We start from the raw sequence: 17,211 nt of genomic DNA on the forward strand, positions 1-17,211 counted from the left end.
CTTTAGCTCCCGGCTGCATTCGTTATTTCTCCAACGTCTTTTTAATCCAGTTTAATTCTCTTGATACAGAGGAAGCCATTTCCTCTTTCAGGCCCGCCGGTAGCACGTCCCAGGTATAGGTTTCCGCTTCCAGGTGGGCGGTGAATGGCTGTTGCCGTTGCAACGCCAGTACCCGTACAATGTCCGGCTGCGTGGAATGCAGCACCTCAAATTTTTCGGCGAATAGCGGCACATGGAAATGGGAGCGCCATTCCACCACGGCCATATTATCGGCATCTTCCAGGGCCTGCGGCAGGTCCGGGTAATGTACCAGGGAACCATCCGCTTTTCTGCCGATTACCTGGTGCAGGTAAACAGGCTCATTAAACAGCCGGAACGCATCGATCACGGTTTTACGTTGTTCCGCACCGGCAGGCAGGTCTGCCTTCAACGCAGCGCTGATCTGTAGTTTGCCTACCCGGAGACCATACAGCTGCAACTGTTCCAGCACCCGCTCCGGCTCCTCATATTCAAGGGCGAAGTGACATACATCGTAACAAAGCTGCACATGGTTTTTAATGATGGTTGCTGCTTCGGTTTCATCTACCCTGAATTTATCCATGATAAAAGGAATACCCGCAGGCAGCAACGATCCCATGTACCAGCCGATATATTCAGCGGTATTTTCCAGCAGTCCGTCCGGCTCCGGTTCTACATCCAGGTGCATCAACGGGCCGCCGCCGCGGTGAATACGGGCCAGCTGTTCTACTACCAGCAGCATGTTCAGCGTAGCGCTTTCCGTGAAGGAGTTTTTTTCTTCCTCACAACGGTTGCACCAGAACTTATAAGACAAGGGGGATGTAGAAATACCGCCTTCCATTCCTTCCGGCAGCAAGGCCGCCAGCAGGCGAAACAGGCGGATGGTATAAGCCACCCGGTCGGCCTGTGTCCAGTCGGGAGCATGTACCTGGTCTTTCACCACAGTATCATGAAATCCGCCGTAAGGGAAACCGTTCATGGTAAACACATAACAGTTTTCCTGTTGCAGCCATGCTTTAAAAGCCTGCAGATTTTCTTCTTTGGCCAGTTCCAGGCTGGCGGTGTTAGCCAGGCGTAACCCGATACCAAAAGGCTGGTCCGGCGCCACCTGTTGTTTAACAGCCGGTATATATTTCCGGAGTTGGGCAAAATGGTCTTCCCATTTTTCTCCGGGATGTATATTGGTACAATAGGTCAGGTGTCCGTAGGCTGTTTTCATGACTGTAGATTTTTGCAAATATCTGCTGCCTTGTACAGCATATCCAGGTCAATGTGATGTACTTCCGCTCCTCTTCCGATAGCCCGCAACAGGGAGATAGTGAGTTGTCCGCCCAGGTGTTCGCGGAATTCTTCCAGTCCGGCAATCACGGGAGAGGGTTCGCCATCCTGTTGTTCCAGCAAAGGATGCCAGACAGGCAGCTGCATGGCTTTGAGGACGTTCACAATACGGTGCATAGCCGCTTCGTCGATCCAGCCTAACAGGCAGGAATATACGCTATCGAGTGCAATACCGATGGAAACTGCTTCTCCGTGCCGCAGGGCAAAATCGGTGAGCTGCTCCAGTTTATGGGCGCTCCAGTGACCAAAATCGAGCGGCCGTGCGGAGCCGCTTTCAAACGGATCGCCGCCGCCACCGATATGTGCCATATGCAATGCAGCACAACGATAGATCAGTTCTTCCATAGCAGGCATATCGCCTGCGGCGAGTGCCGGCGCTTTTTGCTCCATCCATTCAAAGAAGGGAGCATCCCGGATGAGCGCCACTTTCACGGCTTCCACCATACCGGAGCACCAGTCACGTTTCTCCAGGGTAGTGAGGAAAGTGCTGTCGTTAAACACCGCCGCCGGCGGTGCAAAAGAGCCGAGGAAGTTTTTTTTGCCTTTGTAGTTGATCCCGTTTTTTACCCCTACGCCCGAATCATTTTGAGATAAGACAGTGGTGGGGATACGGATATGTTTAACTCCCCTGTGGGAGATCGCCGCCGCAAAACCTACCAGGTCCAGCAGCGAACCGCCACCGATACCGATTACATAAGAATGGCGGTCGATGCCGTGTTCGTCGATCGCATCCACGAGGGTAAAGAGCTGCGACAGGTCATTTTTCACGCTTTCACCACCGCTAAGGGTGATGATTTCGGGCGCCAGCCGGAAACCATGTACCTGTAACAGGTAATGGGTTATCTGTTCGGCGAGGCCGGGATGACAGGCAGCAACACCTCCATCCAGCACTACCAGCAATTTCTTCTGAAAAGCCGCTTCGGCCTTGGATTCCAGGAAGGCAGACAAACAGGGATTAGCCGGATCAAATAAATTCACCGAAAAAAAGACCCTGAAAGAAAAGTTAACATCAAATTGTTGTTGAATATACTCCATGGCATTGTTCCGCTTGCATCAATCTAAAAAATTCAATAGCCTTTAAAAGTACATATAAAAATGTGATATTTTCCATAAAGAATAAGGCTCCGTGACCGGAGCCTTTTTTGGGGTTCTACCTGTTTGTTGTTTATCGGTATGCAATAGAGAATGGTATATTCCGGGTGCAAAGAAACCCGGTTTCAGGGAAGAATTTACCGGTACAAACCATTATTTTAAAAAATGCGTATTTCTACGGAGGCCCTTTCTGCGTCAGCAAAACCTTATCTGTAGGGCATCATCATCTATCTTACGGGGAAATACGTTTAGGGGGTGTTTCCGTTCATCCAACTGCCTATTGCACAAAAGCGGGGAAATGAAGATATTTACCATTCACTGTAACGAGGGCCCAGCCTTTGTTACAGGCCAGCAAATTGTTTGTTTTAGATAGATATCTGGCTGAAGTCCCCCCATGTTGTTAACCCTGTAACACGGTTGGTTATTCATACTTCTCTTGTTGCAATGCATCAGTAACTGTCAAGCATTAAACCGCGCAGGGAAACGAACGTTTTTCCGCTACGGCATTATCTTTCAGACGGCTCCGGATATAGATCTGATTGTTAACAGGAAAGCGCTTAAAGCGATGTTTAAAAGAATATTATTGATTACCTGGTTACTTTCCGGGTACTGTCTTTCTGTACGGGCATATAATACTGCAGCACAGGACAGCCTTTTTAAGGTACTGCAACAGCAGCGGGCAGACACCGGCCGGGTTAATACCCTGTTTGCCTATGCCATGAGTTATATGCCTGACAGTATGCACAAGGCTGAGGGTATTTTCCGGGAAGCGCTGCGTTTAAGCCGCCAGCTTAACTATCCCAAAGGGGTGGCGGATTTCGCGTGTTATTATATGTATATCCAGGATATGCTTGGCCGTTATGAAGAGTCCCTGCTGATGGTGGATAAAGCCGTAGAGATTTATGCCGCCCTACGGGACACCACCAACCTGATGCGGGCATTGAGCTACAGCGGGAATGAACATCAGCAGATGGGTAATTATCCGGCGGCAGCCAACCGGTACCTGGAAGCACTTAAACTGGCCGATGCCAGTAGGGACCGCTTTTTTTCCGGGCTGATGAACAACAACCTGGCCGCGCTTTTTATTCGTTTGCAGGACGCTGAAAAAGCGTTCCGTTATGCTGAAAAAGCGTACCATAACGGGGTTGACATTGGCAACAACAGGCGTATCGCCTCTTCCCTGATCACGATGGGTTCCTGCATGGTGGAGCTGAAACGTTATGCCGAAGGAGAACACTACTACCGGAAAGCCATTGATGCAGGACAGGGACTGGAAGACAGCGCCTACATCCTGAAGGCTAATGTCAACCTGGGCAACCTTTATTTTGAGCAGGGAAAAAGAGCGGAAGCCTATGCGCAATATTCCCGGTCGCTTGCTTTATCGCAGAAATATCCGCAGGCCGAGCTGCTGACCTACATCTACCTGGGTTACGGCCGGGAGCTGTTTAACCTGAAACGCTACTCCGAAGCCTTATCGTACGTAGAGAAAGCGATTACCATGGCCCGGCAATACAAAGCCACCAATGAACTCCGCTGGGGTTACCTGGTAGCATCCAATCTGCACGCCACTTTAGGCCGCTACCAGCAAGCCTTTGCGCTGCGCGAAAAATTTGAAGCACTCAACGATTCCCTTACCGGCAATGCTGCCCGCAATAACGTGATGCTGCTGGAAATGCAGTACCAGACAGAGAAAAAAGATAAAGAGCTCACCTCCAAAGAGCTGCAACTTGCCCTGAAAGACCTGGAAATACAACATAAGAACAGGTGGATTTTCCTGTTCATGCTGTGCACCGTACTCTTTCTGGCATTGGTTTTCCTGATCTGGCAGCGGTTAAAACACCGTCACCGGTTACAGGCGCAGCAGCTGCACACCCTGGAAGCGGAGAAAACCGTGCAAGTGCTGGAAGCCATGATACAGGGAGAAGAAAAGGAACGTACCCGGCTATCGAAAGACCTGCATGATGGTGTAGGCGGACTTTTGTCTGCCGTAAAAATGCATTTCGCAGCGCTGAAGCATGAGCAGCCGGTATTGCGGACAGACAAGAGCTTCGGTCACGCCATGCATATGCTGGATGATGCCATTGTTGAAGTACGTAAGACCGCCCACAACCTGATGCCCGAATTGCTGGCCAGGATGGGCCTGGCCGAAGCGGTACGTTTCTATTGCCGCAATGTCAGCCATTCCCGGCAACTGACTATTTCGTGTTATGTGTCTGAAAACATGGGGCGTTTAAAAGCCAATTTTGAACTCTCGGTATATCGTATCGTACAGGAGCTGGTCAACAATATCATTAAACACTCACAGGCCACTGAAGCCCTGGTACAGCTGACTTCAGAGAAACAATTGCTGACTATCACCGTAGAAGACAACGGCATTGGTTTCCAGGAACCCGCCGGCGCCCAGCCCGGCATGGGCCTCAATGCCCTCGAATCCCGGATCAGGGCTTTGAATGGTAACCTCGAGATCGCTGCTGCGCATGGAAAGGGTACTACCGCTTATATAGAATTTGACATCGGGACAATGCAACTGGCAGTCATGTAAAATGCTGCCGCAATTATTTTGTTATGAAAATTAAACTAGCCATCACAGACGACCACCCGCTGGTCATTAACGGGTTAAAAGCCATGCTGGCGCCTTATCCGCACATCGATATCGTTTACGACAGCCTCGCCGCCACCTCCCTTATGGAGGCACTGCCCCTCGCACAGCCCGACGTGCTGCTGCTGGATATACAGATGCCTGACATAGATGGGCTGGAACTGTGCCGGCAGGTACGCAAAAACCATCCGGACATCAAAATTATAGCGCTCACCAACTTTATGGAGTCGCATTACATCAAACAAATGCTGCGCAATGGCGCCAGCGGGTACCTGTTAAAAAACACCGACCAGGATACGCTGGTAGCGGCCATTGAGCAGGTATACCAGGGCGAACAGTTTCTTGATGCCAACATCAAACAACAGCTGCTGCATGAAATGCTCACCGGGCAGAAATCATCCGGTTATGATATTCCACTTACCCGCCGGGAGAAAGAAATACTGCAGCTGATTGCAGAAGAGCTTTCCAACCAGCAGATAGCGGATAAACTGTTTATCAGTTTGCGTACCGTAGAAACACACCGGCTCAATCTCACCCAGAAGCTGGCCGTAAAAAATACGGCCGGACTGGTAAAAGAGGCTATGAGACGGGGATTGGTGGATTAATAACTTGTTACGTTACGGCGAAAGCTTTGCTCAATACCATAGAGATGGGTAATAAAATCAGTACCGCCAGTGCGTAGGCAAGCACATCAAAAGCCGCCACCCAGGAGGCGTTCATGACAATGAGTGCCATGATGCCGGCTTTTACCGCTTTACCAATATTAGGACCGGAAGGATTTTTCCAGGCGTTCCAGAGCGGTTTGAAGATCATCCAGGCAAACAATAACAGGAATGGCAATACTGTCCAGGCATGGTGATTATATACCGCTATACCGCCGATCGTCAGCAATACGATGGCATAACACACCGCCGTAATACGGATGCTGTTGGCAGTACCGCCGTATACTTCCCCCCGGCTGATGTTGGTCACCGCCGCGATATAGAGGATAGGTACCAGTCCTATCCACCACCATGTTTCCACGGCGCCTGGTACGATGCTGATCCCCAGGAGGAGATTGAGGCCGCGGCATAGTCCCATATTGACGGGTCCCAGGAAAGCGTGGTGTTTTCCCCATTTATCATATACGAGTGCAGATACCGCCGTTGCAATAGCCAGCCAGCCGGTCAGCCCGTTGACAGCGCCAACGGAAAATGCCGCCAGGATGCCTACCAGCAGTAGATAGCTTCCCAGGATGATGGCCTGGGTGCGTGAGATAACGCCGCTGGGGATAGGTCTTTCCGGCCGTTCCGTGCTGTCCAGTTTTGCGTCGAAGACATCATTGAATACTACGCCTCCGCCGTATAAACCGGCTGTAGCCAGGCATAGGCAGGACACCGCCAGGACCTGGTCCAGGGTCAGTGTTTCAAAGGTCACCTTTAAGAAATAGCCGGAAATGGCCACGCCAGCCAGAATATCCGCAATAGCGGTAACGATATTGGCCGGGCGCATCAGGCGCAGGTATCCGATTACTTTGCTAACAATATAACTCACCGAATAAACAGGTTTTCATGGTTCATTGCCAGCAGTAACGAAACTGCCAGGCCTTTACCGGATGATGGTTGTACTTTTATTAATTCTGGGCTGCTGGCCTCCGCGTAAAACAGTGCTTCCATTAAATCGCTCGCTCTGGTCTATATTTCCTGACAGGTCAAAATCCGCTTCATTCATCTGGCCGCTTTGTGCGAACGCCTTTACAGCATTCATGTAAGTTACCAAATGAATGTCATTCAAGTCAATACCACTTTCGTGCATCAGGGCCGCTGTTTTAGGAACCGCGAGCGGATCGCTGATACCCCAATCGGCAGCTGAATTGACCATAATTCTTTCGGATCCGTATTGTTTTACTACTTCCACCATACGCTCATTGCCCATTTTAGTGAAGGGGTAGATGGTAAAGGCTGCCCAGAAGCCACGGTCCAGTACTTCTTTCACCGTTTCTTCGTTGTTATGGTCTACAATGACCATGTGAGGGGCCACGCCATGTTCGATGGCGATGTCCATGCTACGTTGGGTACCTTTTTTCTTATCGCGGTGGGGAGTATGTATCTGTACCGGCAAACCGGCTTCCTTCGCCAGTTCCAGCTGGGCGCGGTAATATTTTTCTTCCAGTGCTGTTTGATCGTCGAATCCGATTTCGCCGACGCCAACTACCCCTTCCTTGTAGATAAACTGTGGCATTATCTCCATCACCGCTTCCGCCAGGGGTTCGTTGTTGGCCTCTTTGGAATTCAGTCCGATGGTACAATAATGTTTAATACCGAACTGAGACGCGCGAAAACGTTCCCATCCGAGAAGACTATTAAAATAATCCCGGAAGGTATCCACGCCGGTGCGGGGTTGTCCCAGCCAGAAAGCAGGTTCAATGAGTGCTACCACGCCGGCATCAGCCATTGCCTGGTAGTCGTCTGTAGTCCGGGAAGTCATGTGTACATGCGGATCAAAGAAGCGCATGCCTTTTATTTTGTCGAGATATGCCGGCGTATAAGTAAGCGGTTGAAGATCTTTTTCAGTCAGTTCATGAATACCACACATAATTTTCAGATTTAGTTATTGGGATAATTTTGCAGCGATGGTGTCCCAGGTGAGGGTACCATTTTGAATATCGTTCGTCAGTGCCGGGTCTGTTGCCAGCAAGGTTTTGGCCGGAGCAAAGCTGGTACCGGCAAACACGAGGGCCGCAGCGGCTTTCTCCACCTGGTCGGCCGAATGCCATACCCGGGTGAGATCTGCCATGTTATCCGTTGTCACGAAAGCAGTGAGCAGTCGCCACTGCATAGGTGATACTCTTCTGCCGGCGGCCCAGCGTTCGTGTGCAAAGTCGGTGAGTATAGCGGCCAATGCGGCGTTACTGCGTTCATCGAGGCCACTGATCAGGTGCAGCGGTTTCTCTGTAAAAATCGCTTTCATCACCAGCTGGTTCCAGGCGGGTTCGTCCAGGTAGCGGGCCGGGTATGGATTTTTCAGCATAATGGCTTCCTGTACCACACCGATATTGGATCGAACGCCTTCGGCTGTACGAAGTTTCCAGGCATCCGGGAAAGCCAGTACCGGCAGGGCACTGTAGAGAGCAGCCAGTTCGTTCATTTCGGCCGACAGAAAAAGTTTTTCTATCGTATCGAGATACACTGTTTTGTTGGCACTATCCAATTGCAGCAACCACCATACACGTATCAGCCGGTCTAACGTCCACCCTTGTACGAAGAATCCGGGTACCAGCTGTTGCAATACTGCAGCCTGTTCCGGCGATACGGTGATTTCATTTTTTCCGGTGAACCGGGGAATCGCGGTAAAAGTCTGATTAAACTGCGGTATGGATGCAACCTTCTCCAGTCGCTGCTGTAGCCATTCTCTGGTTTGTTCACTACTATTGCCGGCAATAATGGCAGCAAGAGCTTCGCTCATTTTCTGCCTATCGTATACATATTCCACCACTTGGACGATCCTGTTTAAAGTGATAACACTGATTTCTGATTAAAAGTAAACAGGATTGACCAGATTTTATGAATTATCAGGATAATATTTGATAGGTGGTTATAAAAATAAAAGAGAGGCATTGCTGCCTCTCCTTCCGCCATTCTAAAACCTGATTATGCATCAGGATATCTTTCTTCATGGCGCCAGCGGCGGCTCCACGAAAATATCTTGTTGTGATGATGAGTTAAAATTGAAAGAGCGAAGGTACATTACATCTGTAACAATTAGCGCATTTTTTTGAAATGTGTGACCCGACAAATATGTGTACCCGTTCGTGGAAAATATATCGGCTGTAATATACAGATTATTCTACTTCTTATCCAAATAAACCAACGAATTTATCGTTACACTTTTTTATTTCTGTTTATTCTCCAGCACTATAAAGGGTTGATACTCCTTCCAATCAGGCTTATATCCATCCAGTATAACAAAGCCCCGGCCATAGTTTCCTAGTATGATATCCTCATCGCCATCGCCATCAATATCCTTTACATCCATACAAATCCAGCGCCCTTCCTTTTCGATAGGAGGCGCATGGGGCGTGAAGTTCAGCTGATGGTCCTTTCCTTCAAACAAAATAAATTTTTCCGCAGGATTATTTTGCATGTCTGCAAAAAAAGCAATCGCCGCTATATCTGTTTTACCGTCCAGGTTAAAATCGGCCGCTACAGCCTTAGTACAGCCATTCACCGGATAAAACCATGCCTGGCGGTAGCTGTTGTTACCTTCGTTGATATAGACGTACAAACCATGATAAGGTTTAAGCACCATAGAAAAATCTGCATTATCTCCGCAGGTATATAGAATATCCAGTTTACCATCCTGGTTAAAATCTACCAGCTGAAAACTGGTAGAACCATTGAGTGGCGGGAATCTCAGCAGGTTGGTAGATTTAAATCCGCCGTGCCGGTCGTTTTCATATAACCAGATTCCTTCATCCGCTGCGGCGAAAAGGACCATGGCATCCGGCCATCCGTCGCCGTTAAAATCGCCTACTGCGGCGTGAATAGCACCGGGCACTTCCGTGATTGTTTTCTGCTCATAACGATGATCCGGCAACTGTTTCAGCCAATACAGCCCACCCTGGTTATGGCCGAAAGCACACACCAACAGGTCAACAAGACTGTCCTTATCAAAGTCGGCCTGCAGTGTTTGCACCGGACGTTTGAGGAAAGGCATCAGGTCTTTTTGTTTGCTATGCAGATCATTAATGTTGAGTTCGCTTATAATTCCGGCAGGGGCATCGAGGGCCCTCATATTACCGATCTGGGTGATGATTGCAGGTGATGATTTCCCGCCATCGCGGGTATACAGGATATCTACCACCGGCGAAGGCATCTTCCGGGAACCGGTTTTACGCAGGGAACTATCCCAGGTATCCAGCGTACTTGTATAGCTGTCGCTGGTAAAAATATGCCGGGTAGCCGTATCAAAAGACACCAGCGTAGTCGCTGCCAAACCGGGTGAATCTACTCCCACGGGATGTTTCATGGAAAACCCAAACCAGTCGCGCTGCAATGGCACCGGCGGTTTGGCCGGCGTTAGTTTTGCAGGCGCCTGCGTTTCGTAGTACTTCACCAGTTCCACCCACTCATTGAAAGATATTTGTCCTGGCTGAGGCTTTCCTTCCACGGGGTAATACTGATCGCCGGACCATACCCGGATACCGAGTTTGGGCGCCATAGCCGGTAATACATGTTTGGTCCAGGTTTCCTTGTCCAGCAGGGAAGGGTCCACCGGCAGGTGACAGGAGGAACAATATTTATCTGCCAGCATTTTCCCTTTCTCCTTTGCAGACGGAGCAAAACAACTGCTAAAGATGGCGAGGCCGGTAAAAACGAGGAATAAGGTGGTGAGAACAGCTCTCATAAACAATTAGGAATTACGAATGACAAATTTGGGAATGCTGGTTATCATTACAAATTATGAATTATTAATTATAAATGAGGGGCTCACCATGATGAATGGGAGCCCCTCGTAATTCGCAATTTCTAATTGATTTAGTAACCTTTATTTTGTGTCAATACCGGTTGACCATTCTTCAGCGTCAGGTCAATCTGGCGTTGCGGAATAGGGAAATATTCATTTTTCCCTTTCGTAAAGTGGCCGCCGGTCACATCATTTGTAATCTGTCCTTCAAAAGTAAAGTAAGCATTCATTACCTGGTCTGCGATCCCCCAACGGGAGATATCGAAGAAACGATGCCCTTCCATTGCCAGTTCCAGCTTACGTTCGAAGCGGATTGCCTTACGGGCATAATCCTGGCTGGGGAAAACGTCATAAAGACCGATGCTATAGTAAGGCAATGGTTTATTGGGATCGAATCCGAGTACCGGTTTGCTGGGGTCTTTGTAATCATGTACCCAGTTTTCCGGATGGTCTTTCATACGGCTGCGCACCTGGTTTACATAAGTCGTCGCGGTTCCAAGATCGCCGGTTTCAGCAGCACATTCTGCCGCCATCAGCAACACGTCGGAAAAGCGAATCAGCAACACATTGATAGCGGTACCGGGCGCCCAGGAGTTATTGTCCATGTATTTGTCTTTGTTATAATCCCAATACACCATTTTTTTAGTGGCATACGGACCGGCATAACGTTGTGTTTTATCGCGTATCCAGTCGGAACCAGCAAAGTACCCCCAGTCGTGATACGGAACACCGCGACGGCCTACGGTCCAGTCCAGGCGCGGATCTACCATACCAGGATCGGGTGTGAAAGGCTGATCGGATGAAATGTTCATATCGGATTTCACCGGATGATCGTTGTAGTTATCCAGGTAAGGAAGGCCTTTAGCATCTACCCTGTAAGAATTCACCAGATCAAAAGAGGGCTGATAGAAACCGCAGCATTTGAAGTTCGCCGGGAAGTTGAGCATATCGCCCTCATTCGCGTTACCAATGCCATTAGTGCCATCGTTAGCTGACATCTGAATAGCAAATACGGACTCCGAATTATTCTTTTTGGAAGCATCGAAGTTGTCTTCAAAATTAGTCGTCAGCGCGTAGTTCAATCCATTGGATGTTTTTCCTTTGTTGATAGCCTCTACAAAAAGCGCCAGAGCTTCCGGATATTTTTTCTCGTAGAGGTAAGTCTTGGCGAGGTATATCTGCGCAGCCCATTTATTGGCGCGTGCTACCTGTGCCTGTGTTTCCGGCAGGTTAGCCTGTGCAAATTTGAAATCCGCTTCGATATTAGGCCAGATGTCCACATTATTGGGCACCAGCGGATCGGTAGTAGACTCCGTTACATAGGGCACATTATTGAACATCTTCTTCAGTTCAAAATAATAATGCCCTCTGAGAAAACGGGCTTCCGCCTGTACCTGTATTTTTTCGGCATCAGACATATCTTTAGCCGCCGCCATGGCACGCAGGGTATTATTACAGCGGGCCACGCCTTCAAATACCGCTCTCCATTTGGTATTGAAGAAAGAGTTAGCCACATTGGGCTGCCAGATAGCGATTTCATTGATCGGTGTTTGGTCAGTACCTTCACTGCCTTTGTGAGCATCGCCGCCGGCCACGCTACCGTATACCCAGTTGGTGCTGGCAGCTTCCCAGGCATTGCCACCACCCAGTGAGGAAGTAGGCGTACCGCCGCCATCGAGCGCCGCGTAGGCGCCTACCAGCAGATAATTCACCCCATCTTTATTGGCGACGATATCTTCAGACAATGAACTATAAGGCGGCTTATCCAGGAAGTTCTTGGAGCAACCGCTATTCAGCAGTGCAGTGACGAGCAATATTGCACTTGTATATCGTAATGTTTTCATTTTTCTCAGTTTAGCAATTCAGATAATCAGATCAGAAACTCAGGGAAACACCTACCAGGTATTGACGTTGGTTAGGATAGGCGCCTTCATCGATACCAAAAGAATCTGAGTTACCGGTAATTTCAGGATCGAGGCCGGTGTATTTGGTGATGGTAAACACATTGGCCGCCTGTACATATACCCTGAATTTTTCTACACCTACTCTTTTCAGCATATAAGCAGGGAAAGTATATCCCAATGTCATGTTTTTAGCGCGGAGGTAGGAGCCGTTTTCAACATAATAGGAAGTTGGAGGATCTGAAGTACTGAAGTTGGGTTTCAGCTCCTGGATAGGTGCGGTAGCATTTTTTCGGTCAGGCAGCCAGGAATCGTACAAGGCTGTTTTGCTTTTTGCCCCATTGAACGAACCGTAAATATCCGTCCACCATCTTACCTGGTTCCAAACCTTGTTACCTTGAACTCCATAGATGAACATGGTGAAATCCCAGTTTTTGTAGTTGAGGCCAATATTCAGTCCATAGGTAAACTTGGGGTTAGGATTACCGAGATAGGTGCGGTCTTGTGCGTCAATTTTACCGTCGCCGTTTACATCTTTATAACGGAAGCGGCCTGGAGCGGCAGCTTGCTGATATTCCGACAGACCTGGATATTTTGCTTTAGCGGCATTATTGGCAGCATTTACTTCATCCTGGCTATCCCAAAACTTTTCAATCTGGTAGCCGTAGAACTCGCTGATACTCTTTCCTACAGCATTGCGGATAATAGCCATTCCATAACGGCGGCTTTCTCTTTCGAAATAGGGAGCTGACTCAGATATTTTGACAATTTTGTTATTATAGCTGGTGAGAGTTCCCGTAAGGGTCAGTTTTAGTTTGGAGGCCAATTGTATATTACCGGTAGCGGAAAAGTCCCAGCCATGGTTGTTCATTTCTGCAACGTTTGCGAAAGGCTGGGCTGCAGCCCCGTATACCCCTGGCAGTTCAGGATTGAACAGCAAGTTTTTGATTTGTTTGCTGTAGTAGTCAACAGAAACCTCTAACGCACCTTTAAACAATGTTGCATCGACACCGATATTGGAATTGGTATTGCTCTCCCATTTAGCGTTCGGGTTACCAATTCTTCCCTGCATAAAGCCGGTAGCCAGGCTGCTGGTAGAACCGGTCATGTCGTAGAAGGAAGTGGCCTTATTAAAGGTAAACGTGGTGAATGCATTGGCAGGGTCCACGTTGATTTGGTTACCCATGATCCCCCAGCCACCACGGAGTTTCAGGTCCGATATCCAGGTGATGCTTTTCATGAATTCCTCCTGAGAGATACGCCAGGCGGCGCTCACCGCCGGGAAGTTACCATAGCGGTTGTTGGCGCCAAAGCGGGAAGAACCATCACGCCGTATCAGGGCGCCCAGCAGGTATTTATCATTAAAGGAATAATCTACTCTGGCAAACAAGGAGAACAGCGTATTAGAGCCATACATGCTACCATTCACCGGTGTTCCGAAACCGGAAGACAGTGTGGTAAAGTTGGGATCGAAGGAGAAATAGTTGGTGGTGGTACCATTCAGCGTACGGTCCACCTGTTGGAAGGCTTCTGTACCCACCATTACTTTCAGATCGTGCTTGCGCGCGATTTTTTTATGGTAGCTTAGGGTATTGGTCCAGGTCCAGTCATAACCATTACCGGTCGTTTCTGTATAAGAGTTTACGCTGGTATTTTCCTTGTTTTCATATTCCGGATAAGTGAAGCTATGATTATTGAAAGAATAGATTTCACCGCCAAAAGAGGTACGTAAGGTGAAGTCTCTCATGATATCAGCTTCCGCATACACGTTACCGAGCAATCTGCTGGCGAGTGCTTTTGTGCTACCGAACCTGTCCTGTATGGCTACCGGGTTACGGGCGTTACCCAGTGCGCCGTTCCAGGTACCGGCATAATTGCCTTTGATATCATATACCGGAATAATGCTTTGTTCACGGAAAGCCATACCGATACCGCTTCCTTCTGTGAGGATACCTATCTGTGGGTTTTGAATAATGGAATACTCCATGTTTTCACCCACGCGAATATGATCCGTTACATTGAAGCTGCTGTTAGCTCTTACCGCGTAACGTTTGTTATAGGTATTGGTGAGCGTACCTTGTTGATTGAAATAATACATGGAGAAGAAGTAGCTGCCTATATCGCCGCCACCTGCCACGGAAATATTATGGCTGGTGATAGGAGCCGGTTTGAATATCTCATGGTACCAGTCAGTACCTTGCTTGTTGGCTTTGTTGATACGGTAAAACTTATTCAGCAGGCCGGGGTCTTTGTAGTCCGGTATGAGGTAATATTTGGAAGGGTCTACACGGGGATCTCCTTCCATAGCCCCTTCGGGGAAGATATAATCCGGCAATACCGGTTTATCACCTTTACCGTACAATACGTCGTTAAATACCGGTGTACCGTTGGTACTGTTACGGGTAGCCATCCACAGCAGGTCGGCCTGTTCCTGTGGATTGAGGATATGAAAGGGGTTACCGCCCTGAGGGCGTTGTGTGCCGTAGTAACCGTCATACTGTACTTTTACTTTGCCAGTACCTCTTTTGGTAGTGATGATAATAACGCCGTTGGCTGCACGCGCACCGTAGATAGAGGCAGCGCCCGCATCTTTCAGTACCTGCATGGTTTGCACATCGTTCGGGTTTACATCCGCCAGGTTGGAGATGGGTACCCCGTCTATGATGTAGAGCGGTGTATTGTTGCCAAACGTGTTTCTGCCACGCACGGTCACCTGCGGCTCCTGGCCAGGCTGGCCGGTTCCCACCACGGTAATGCCTGATACCTGCCCCTGTAGTTGGTTGGAGATTTGGGAAGTGGGTTGCCTGGTGATGTTTTCCACTTTCACCACCGCTACCGCGCCGGTGAGGTCTTTTTTCTTCTGGCTGGCATAACCGGTTACGACCACCTCTTCAAGGGAACCTACTTTTTCGGCCAGTTGTACATTCACTGGCCCTGATCCGACGGTTGCTTCCTGCGGATCGTAGCCAACAAAAGAGAACATCAATATTGCTCCCGATTTGGCTTCAATGGTAAAGCTGCCGTTGGGATCGGTTGCGGTACCTCGATTGGTACCTTTCACATATACCGAAACACCTGGCAATGGGTTGCCTGAAGCTTTGTCAGACACCTTTCCCGTAACTTTCGTTTGTGCGAATACGTTACTACTGCCGAATAATAGCAGCATGCCGCATAGGAGTACGGCCAGCCCCTGGTAAAAATGTTTTTTCATAACGTGGTTGAAGGGTAACGTTTTAGAAAAATCGGTTAAAAAATAAAATACCTGTCTTGTATGATCCTTTGTCCGGCAGACAGCTGAAGACATAACTTCCCCGTTCCGATACCGGCGTATCCGGCGTCAGGCACAACAGGAGATCATGTACAGGCATTATCCGTCCGGTTACTGCAGGATGCGGAACGGCAGTAACAGTACAAACAATAACTGTCTGTGTAACAATTAAAAACCATCAATTTGAAGATGCAAGACATGGATGCGGGCATGTTTACACCAAGGTTTAACTAAACGGTCAATTCAAGATTTTTTTAGTAAACAATTGATTTGCTGACAATGAACAAGTGAGAATCGGCTCAAATTAGTACCAACACTTTCCGCTTTCAGATTTTGGTTCTCACGTGGAATTTTTCTTACAATAAGTCGAATATATAACAATAAATTCGCTCAGACAAGTGTTGTTTTAACATTTCTCTAAATAGAAAAAAATTCTACCGGTATTCTTACAGTATTCCACACCGGCCGGATAAAAAAGTACAATACTTTAGGGCTAAAAAAGTACAAGCACTTGATCTTTTATGTATGTTTAACATCTTAATTGTTCCGAGTCCATGAAATTTTTCAACATTTTCTTTTGCATCATCTTTATTGTATTCGCAGGGTTACAATATAACGACCCTGATCCGTATGTATGGATGCCTATATACCTGTTTTCAGCCGTGTGCTGCGGACTGGCGGCCAGGCAACGGTTTTACCCGCGCTGGTACCTGACAGGCATCGCTATTTATTTCGTATATGCGCTCTATTTATTCTTCACCAAAGATGGTGTGGTGGATTGGGTGTCTCAGCACCAGGCAGAGAATATTGCGCAAACGATGAAAGCGGAAAAACCCTGGATAGAAGATACCCGGGAATTTTTCGGATTATTCATCTGCATCGCTGTGCTGGGCATTAATTATTTTTACGCCAAAAAGAAAGCATAATATGAAAAAGCAGGCTATCTATCCGGACCCTGAATATTTTGGCCGGTACATTGATCAGGTACCAGACGTTACTATTATGGAAGCATTGGAGCAGTCGTTGCAAGAGCTGCAAACGCTGGACAAGGCTACGCTGTCAGCCAAAGGCGACTATGCTTATGCGCCCGGCAAATGGACCGTTAAAGACGTGTTCCAGCATATTATTGATACCGAGCGCGTGTTTGCTTTCCGTACACTGTTGTTTGTCCGTAATGATAAGAACACCGCGCCGGGTTTTGACCAGGACTTATATGCCGGCAATGCCTTTACCGCTCAACGTTCCCTGGAAGACATCCTGCAGGAACTGATCTTTGTAAGACAGTCTACCCTGTCATTATTCCGGAGCCTGCCGGACGAGGCACTGCTGCGCTACGGCGCCTGCTGGAAGTACCAGATGAGTGCGCTCGCTATGGGCTTCACCATGGTGGGGCACCAGATACATCACCTCCGTATTCTCCGCGAAAGATATTTATAGTGGTCCCAGGGCTAAAAGCCCTGGACTACGATGTTATTCAATTTCTTTACAAAGAAAGCATCCTGTTAAGGACTAACATTTAGGTTAGTCCTTAACAATTATGTCTCCTCTTC

The 17,211-nt window shown here is 48.4% G+C and carries 12 protein-coding genes; 4 read left to right on the forward strand and 8 right to left on the reverse strand.

The genetic code is table 11. The annotated features are described in order from the left end of the window. Nucleotides 1-22: 22 nt before the first annotated feature. Nucleotides 23-1,237 carry a metabolite traffic protein EboE gene (gene eboE / locus ICL07_RS11410; RefSeq protein WP_188088026.1) on the reverse strand — a complete coding sequence of 405 codons (1,215 nt, stop codon included), beginning with the start codon at nucleotides 1,235-1,237 and terminating at the stop codon, nucleotides 23-25. Then, the gene (locus ICL07_RS11415) at nucleotides 1,234-2,391 is read right to left on the reverse strand and encodes a 3-dehydroquinate synthase (protein ID WP_188088027.1); all 1,158 of its coding nucleotides are present in this window, start codon (nucleotides 2,389-2,391) and stop codon (nucleotides 1,234-1,236) included. Before ICL07_RS11415 ends, eboE begins: the two co-directional genes overlap by 4 nt. Before the next feature lie 622 nt (nucleotides 2,392-3,013). On the opposite strand from ICL07_RS11415, the gene ICL07_RS11420 reads away from it, so the two are divergent. Beyond that, on the forward strand, nucleotides 3,014-4,990 hold the full coding sequence (locus ICL07_RS11420; RefSeq protein WP_188088028.1) for a tetratricopeptide repeat-containing sensor histidine kinase: 1,977 nt from the start codon (nucleotides 3,014-3,016) through the stop codon (nucleotides 4,988-4,990). A gap of 23 nt (nucleotides 4,991-5,013) precedes the next feature. Beyond that, nucleotides 5,014-5,652: a response regulator gene (locus ICL07_RS11425; protein WP_188088029.1), complete on the forward strand. Its 639-nt coding sequence runs from the start codon at nucleotides 5,014-5,016 to the stop codon at nucleotides 5,650-5,652. Nucleotides 5,653-5,659: 7 nt separating this feature from the next. On the opposite strand, the gene eboC is transcribed toward ICL07_RS11425, so the two are convergent. The 6 genes from eboC to ICL07_RS11455 all read right to left on the reverse strand — a co-directional run bounded on the left by eboC (nucleotide 5,660) and on the right by ICL07_RS11455 (nucleotide 15,604). After that, the gene (eboC, locus tag ICL07_RS11430) at nucleotides 5,660-6,580 is read right to left on the reverse strand and encodes a UbiA-like protein EboC (protein ID WP_343071009.1); all 921 of its coding nucleotides are present in this window, start codon (nucleotides 6,578-6,580) and stop codon (nucleotides 5,660-5,662) included. A gap of 54 nt (nucleotides 6,581-6,634) precedes the next feature. Next, nucleotides 6,635-7,621 (reverse strand): TatD family hydrolase, encoded by a 987-nt coding sequence (locus ICL07_RS11435; RefSeq protein WP_188088030.1) that lies wholly within the window; start codon nucleotides 7,619-7,621, stop codon nucleotides 6,635-6,637. 15 nt (nucleotides 7,622-7,636) lie between these two features. Beyond that, nucleotides 7,637-8,491, reverse strand: a complete 855-nt coding sequence (locus tag ICL07_RS11440) for an EboA domain-containing protein (RefSeq protein WP_188088031.1) — start codon at nucleotides 8,489-8,491, stop codon at nucleotides 7,637-7,639. A gap of 426 nt (nucleotides 8,492-8,917) precedes the next feature. Further along, on the reverse strand, nucleotides 8,918-10,432 hold the full coding sequence (locus ICL07_RS11445) for an FG-GAP repeat domain-containing protein (protein ID WP_188088032.1): 1,515 nt from the start codon (nucleotides 10,430-10,432) through the stop codon (nucleotides 8,918-8,920). Nucleotides 10,433-10,563: 131 nt separating this feature from the next. Then, the gene (locus ICL07_RS11450) at nucleotides 10,564-12,336 is read right to left on the reverse strand and encodes a RagB/SusD family nutrient uptake outer membrane protein (RefSeq protein WP_188088033.1); all 1,773 of its coding nucleotides are present in this window, start codon (nucleotides 12,334-12,336) and stop codon (nucleotides 10,564-10,566) included. A gap of 31 nt (nucleotides 12,337-12,367) precedes the next feature. Next, nucleotides 12,368-15,604: a SusC/RagA family TonB-linked outer membrane protein gene (locus tag ICL07_RS11455; RefSeq protein WP_188088034.1), complete on the reverse strand. Its 3,237-nt coding sequence runs from the start codon at nucleotides 15,602-15,604 to the stop codon at nucleotides 12,368-12,370. Nucleotides 15,605-16,215: 611 nt separating this feature from the next. On the opposite strand from ICL07_RS11455, the gene ICL07_RS11460 reads away from it, so the two are divergent. Together ICL07_RS11460 and ICL07_RS11465 are read left to right on the forward strand one after the other, a co-directional pair. Then, complete coding sequence (locus ICL07_RS11460; RefSeq protein WP_188088035.1) at nucleotides 16,216-16,587, forward strand: transmembrane 220 family protein; 372 nt, start codon at nucleotides 16,216-16,218, stop codon at nucleotides 16,585-16,587. A gap of 1 nt (nucleotide 16,588) precedes the next feature. Beyond that, nucleotides 16,589-17,098, forward strand: a complete 510-nt coding sequence (locus ICL07_RS11465) for a DinB family protein (RefSeq protein ID WP_188088036.1) — start codon at nucleotides 16,589-16,591, stop codon at nucleotides 17,096-17,098. Nucleotides 17,099-17,211 lie beyond the last annotated feature (113 nt).

This window comes from Chitinophaga qingshengii (assembly GCF_014529935.1).
Classification (GTDB): domain Bacteria; phylum Bacteroidota; class Bacteroidia; order Chitinophagales; family Chitinophagaceae; genus Chitinophaga; species Chitinophaga qingshengii.

What these genes read in the sequence shown, in the direction of transcription:
- eboE (WP_188088026.1), bottom strand. Translation starts at nt 1,237, where the DNA reads ATGAAAACAGCCTACGGACACCTGACCTATTGTACCAATATACATCCC.
- ICL07_RS11415 (WP_188088027.1), bottom strand. Translation starts at nt 2,391, where the DNA reads ATGGAGTATATTCAACAACAATTTGATGTTAACTTTTCTTTCAGGGTC.
- ICL07_RS11420 (WP_188088028.1), top strand. Translation starts at nt 3,014, where the DNA reads ATGTTTAAAAGAATATTATTGATTACCTGGTTACTTTCCGGGTACTGT.
- ICL07_RS11425 (WP_188088029.1), top strand. Translation starts at nt 5,014, where the DNA reads ATGAAAATTAAACTAGCCATCACAGACGACCACCCGCTGGTCATTAAC.
- ICL07_RS11435 (WP_188088030.1), bottom strand. Translation starts at nt 7,621, where the DNA reads ATGTGTGGTATTCATGAACTGACTGAAAAAGATCTTCAACCGCTTACT.
- ICL07_RS11440 (WP_188088031.1), bottom strand. Translation starts at nt 8,491, where the DNA reads ATGAGCGAAGCTCTTGCTGCCATTATTGCCGGCAATAGTAGTGAACAA.
- ICL07_RS11445 (WP_188088032.1), bottom strand. Translation starts at nt 10,432, where the DNA reads ATGAGAGCTGTTCTCACCACCTTATTCCTCGTTTTTACCGGCCTCGCC.
- ICL07_RS11450 (WP_188088033.1), bottom strand. Translation starts at nt 12,336, where the DNA reads ATGAAAACATTACGATATACAAGTGCAATATTGCTCGTCACTGCACTG.
- ICL07_RS11455 (WP_188088034.1), bottom strand. Translation starts at nt 15,604, where the DNA reads ATGAAAAAACATTTTTACCAGGGGCTGGCCGTACTCCTATGCGGCATG.
- ICL07_RS11460 (WP_188088035.1), top strand. Translation starts at nt 16,216, where the DNA reads ATGAAATTTTTCAACATTTTCTTTTGCATCATCTTTATTGTATTCGCA.
- ICL07_RS11465 (WP_188088036.1), top strand. Translation starts at nt 16,589, where the DNA reads ATGAAAAAGCAGGCTATCTATCCGGACCCTGAATATTTTGGCCGGTAC.